5 protein-coding genes are annotated in these 3,892 nt (G+C 64.5%); all 5 read left to right on the top strand.

Annotation, left to right across the window (positions count from 1 at the left end):
• A partial coding sequence (gene ehuB, locus ENZ75_RS24360; RefSeq protein WP_128278368.1) for an ectoine/hydroxyectoine ABC transporter substrate-binding protein EhuB occupies nt 1-588 on the top strand: 588 nt, incomplete at its 5' end.
• Nucleotides 589-745: 157 nt separating this feature from the next.
• Nucleotides 746-1,405 (top strand): ectoine/hydroxyectoine ABC transporter permease subunit EhuC, encoded by a 660-nt coding sequence (gene ehuC / locus ENZ75_RS24355; RefSeq protein WP_013530328.1) that lies wholly within the window; start codon nt 746-748, stop codon nt 1,403-1,405.
• 34 nt (nt 1,406-1,439) lie between these two features.
• Nucleotides 1,440-2,099, top strand: coding sequence for an ectoine/hydroxyectoine ABC transporter permease subunit EhuD (ehuD, locus tag ENZ75_RS24350; protein ID WP_013530329.1), 660 nt, complete (start codon nt 1,440-1,442; stop codon nt 2,097-2,099).
• A gap of 3 nt (nt 2,100-2,102) precedes the next feature.
• Nucleotides 2,103-2,879, top strand: a complete 777-nt coding sequence (eutA, locus tag ENZ75_RS24345; protein WP_063170120.1) for an ectoine utilization protein EutA — start codon at nt 2,103-2,105, stop codon at nt 2,877-2,879.
• 9 nt (nt 2,880-2,888) lie between these two features.
• Nucleotides 2,889-3,890: a hydroxyectoine utilization dehydratase EutB gene (gene eutB, locus ENZ75_RS24340; protein ID WP_164887971.1), complete on the top strand. Its 1,002-nt coding sequence runs from the start codon at nt 2,889-2,891 to the stop codon at nt 3,888-3,890.
• Nucleotides 3,891-3,892: the final 2 nt, after the last annotated feature.

The following is a 3,892-nucleotide window of genomic DNA, read 5'->3' as shown; positions in this document are numbered from 1 at the left end:
GCCATGATCCCCGGCCTGCAGGCCGGTCGCTTCGATGTCGTCACCGCCGGCCTGTTCATGAAGCCGGAGCGCTGTGCTGCGGTCGCCTATTCGGAACCCGTGCTGTGCGACGCCGAGGCGATGCTGGTGAAGAAAGGCAATCCAAAGGGTTTCAAGAGCTATGAGGATGTCGCCAAGGATACGACTGCGACCATCGGCGCGCCGGGCGGCGGCACCGAGGAGAAGCTCGCGCTCAATGCCGGCGTGCCACGCGATCGCGTCATCGTCGTGCCGGATGGCCAGAGCGGCGTGAAGATGCTCCAGGATGGCCGCATCGACGCTTATTCGCTGCCCGTCCTGTCGATCAATGATCTGGTCAAGAAGGCCAACGATCCGAACCTCGAAGTCATCGCTCCGGTGCAGGGCGCACCGGTCTATTGCGACGGCGCCGCTTTCAAGAAGGGCGACGAGGCACTGCGCGACGCCTTCGATGTGGAACTGGCCAAGATGAAGAAATCGGGCGAGTTCGCCAAGATCATCGAGCCCTACGGCTTCTCGGCGGCAGCCGCGATGTCGACCAGCCGCGACAAGCTCTGCGCGGCGAAGTGATCCTTCCTTCTCCCCGTTCAACGGGGAGAAGGTGTCACGAAGTGACGGATGAGGGGCGGCGCCAAACCTTCGCAAGTTCGCGCCGCCCCTCATCTGCCTGCCGGCATCTTCTCCCCGTGAACGGGGAGAAGATGCTAAACCCAACGTTGGAAACCGAATGACCCAGTGGTCCGGCTATTTCGGCCTGATATTGCAGGGAGCGCTTGTCACCATCGAGCTGACGCTGATGGGGTCGGTGCTGGCGCTGATCATGGCCTTCCTCGCCGGCATGGGGCGCGTGTCGCGCTTCTTTGCGCTGCGTTGGTTGGCCACCGCCTACATCGAGTTCTTCCGCGGCACCTCGATCTTCGTGCAGTTGTTCTGGGCCTATTTCGTGCTGCCCTTCATCGGCATTTCGCTGACCCCGTTGCAGGCCGGCGTGCTGGCGCTCGGCCTCAATGTCGGCGCCTACGCCGCCGAAGTGGTGCGCGGTGCCATCCAGTCGATCGGCCGCGAACAGTATGAGGCCTGCACAGCGCTCAATCTCGGCCGCTGGCAAGGCATGCGCCACATCATCCTGCCACAGGCGCTGCTGGTGATGCTGCCGACCTTTGGCAACAATGCCATCGAATTGCTCAAGGCGACCGCCGTGGTGTCGCTGATCTCGCTCACCGACCTGACCTTCCAGGCGCAGGTGGTGCGCGCCCAGACCGGCAACACCCTGGTGCCGTTCACCACCATCCTGATCATCTATTTCATCCTCGCCCTGCTCATCTCGTGGGGCGTGCGCTCGCTGGAACGACGCATGGCGCGCGGCCTCGACGGGGTGCGTGCCTGATGGCCAACTCCCTTCTGATAAATTGGGCCTACTGATGGAATGGGATTGGAATTTCGTCTGGGAAATCATGCCAACGCTGATCCAGGGCGTGAAGATCACCATCCTGGCGACGCTGCTCGGCTCGGTGCTGGCGGCGATCGTCGGGCTTGGCATTGCGCTGGCGCGCCGCTCGCCCAACAAGGCGTTGTCGCGCACGGTCGGCTGGGCGGCTGAATTCATCCGCGGCACGCCGCTGCTGGTGCAGCTCTATTTCATCTTCTACGTGCTGCCCGACATCGGCATCCTGCTGCCGCCGCTGGTCGCCGGTGTCATCGGGCTCGGGCTGCATTACGGCACCTATACGGCCGAGGTCTATCGTGCCGGCATCGACAATGTGCCGCGCGGCCAATGGGAGGCCGCCAAGGCGTGCAATTTGAGCGCCAGTCAGACCTGGACCCACATCATCATTCCGCAGGCTATCCCACCGATGATTCCGGCGCTCGCCAATTACTTTATCGCCATGTTCAAGGAAACGCCGCTGCTGTCGGCGATCACCGTGCTGGAACTGATGAACCAGGCCAAAAGCGTCGCCAACACCTACTATCGCTATATCGAGCCGATCACCCTGGTCGGTGCTTTCTTCCTGGTCATCAGTCTGTTTTCGGTCGTGTTGCTGCGCTGGCTGGAACGCCGCTACGGCAAGATCGAGAGGTAACCGATGAAACCCTTGCCCGAGATCAAGGTGTATCCAAAACGGCCGGCACTGGATGCGCGTCCGCTGGAGCGGCGCATCGGCCTGATCATCCTGGCCACCGACCACACCAGCGAACCGGATTTCCGCCGCATGGTGGCGAGCGAACGCGTCGGCGTCTATGTCGCGCGCATTCCCTATGCCAACCCGACGACGCCCGAAAACCTGCGCAAGATGCAGCCGGCGCTGACGGCGGGCGCGGCCCTGATCCTGCCGGATGAGCCACTCGATGCCGTCTGCTATTCCTGCACTTCGGCCTCGGTGGTGATCGGCGATGCCGAGATCGAGGCGGCGATCCAGGTCGCAAAGCCCGGCGTGCCGGTAATCACCCCGCCGATGGCGGGCGTGCGCGGGCTGCGTGCGCTGGGCGCAAGCAAGATCAGCATCCTCACTCCCTACACGGTCGAGACATCCAGGCCGATGGCCGCCTATTTCGCGGCGCACGGCTTCGAGATCGCCAGCTTCACCTGCCTCGGTTTCGAGGACGACCGCGAGATGGCGCGCATCGCACCGGCGGCCCTCGTCGAACTGGCGCGTGAGGCGACCGACACCAGCGCCGATGCGCTGTTCGTCTCCTGCACGGCGCTGCGTAGCGCCCTCGCGGTCACCGGAATGGAAAAAACTATTGGACGTCCCGTGGTGACCAGCAACCAGGCGACCGCCTGGAATTGTCTGCGGCTGTGCGGAGATGACACGCCGCGTCCCGAATTCGGCCGTCTGATGACGCAGCCATTTGCCGCCTGATTGATGATCATGACACAGGTCACTCTTGAGCACATTCGCGCCGCGCATGAGCGCATTGCCGGCAAGGTCGAGCGCACGCCGACCGTGCTGTCCCAAAGTCTTTCCGAAGGGCTGGGCGTCCCCGTCCACCTCAAGCTCGAACAACGGCAGACCACCGGCAGCTTCAAGCTGCGCGGCGCCTCGAATGCCGTCGCTTCGCTCAGCACCGCGGAGAAGGCGCGTGGCGTGGTCGCGGCCTCGACCGGCAACCACGGCCGCGCGCTGGCGCATGCGGCGAAGCTTGAGGGCATGCGCGCGGTGATCTGCATGTCGCGGCTGGTGCCTGAAAACAAGCTCGACGAGATCCGCCGGCTGGGCGCGGAGGTTCGCATTATCGGCAACAGTCAGGACGATGCCCAGCAGGAGGTCGATCGGCTGGTGGCGCAAGAGGGGCTGGTTATGCTGCCGCCCTTCGACCATCCCGACATTGTCGCCGGGCAAGGCACGCTCGGGCTTGAGATGATCGAACAGGTCCCGGATGCTGCCCTCGTCCTGGTGCAGTTGTCGGGTGGCGGGCTCGCCTCAGGCGTTGCCGCGGCCATCAAAGGCGTCAGCCCCGGCACAAAGATCATCGGTGTCTCGATGGCTCGTGGCGCGGCGATGAAGGCCAGCCTCGATGCCGGCCGCCCGGTGCTGGTGGAGGAATTGCCGACGCTGGCGGATTCGCTCGGCGGCGGCATCGGCCTCGACAACCGGCTGACCTTCGCCATGTGCCGCGACCTGCTCGATGGTATCGTCCTGCTTAGCGAGGACGAGATCGCCGCCGGCATCCGTCACGCCTATGCGCGCGAACGCGAAATCGTCGAGGGCGCCGGCGCGGTCGGCATCGCCGCGCTGCTCGCCGGCAAGGTCAGGTCGGACGGGCCGGTGGTCGTGCTTCTCTCCGGCCGCAACATCGATATGGACGCGCACCGCAGGATCGTCTGCGGCGAGGCGCCATCGCTCAAGGAGCACGCCGCAGGAGCCGGATGACG

Source organism: Mesorhizobium sp. M7A.F.Ca.CA.002.04.1.1, assembly GCF_004022805.1.
Lineage (GTDB): Bacteria > Pseudomonadota > Alphaproteobacteria > Rhizobiales > Rhizobiaceae > Mesorhizobium > Mesorhizobium ciceri.
This window is presented reverse-complemented; position numbering and strand designations above follow the sequence as displayed.

Excerpts from the sequence above, each read along its gene's own strand:
- ehuC (WP_013530328.1), top strand. The coding sequence starts at position 746 with ATGACCCAGTGGTCCGGCTATTTCGGCCTGATATTGCAGGGAGCGCTT.
- ehuD (WP_013530329.1), top strand. The coding sequence starts at position 1,440 with ATGGAATGGGATTGGAATTTCGTCTGGGAAATCATGCCAACGCTGATC.
- eutA (WP_063170120.1), top strand. The coding sequence starts at position 2,103 with ATGAAACCCTTGCCCGAGATCAAGGTGTATCCAAAACGGCCGGCACTG.
- eutB (WP_164887971.1), top strand. The coding sequence starts at position 2,889 with ATGACACAGGTCACTCTTGAGCACATTCGCGCCGCGCATGAGCGCATT.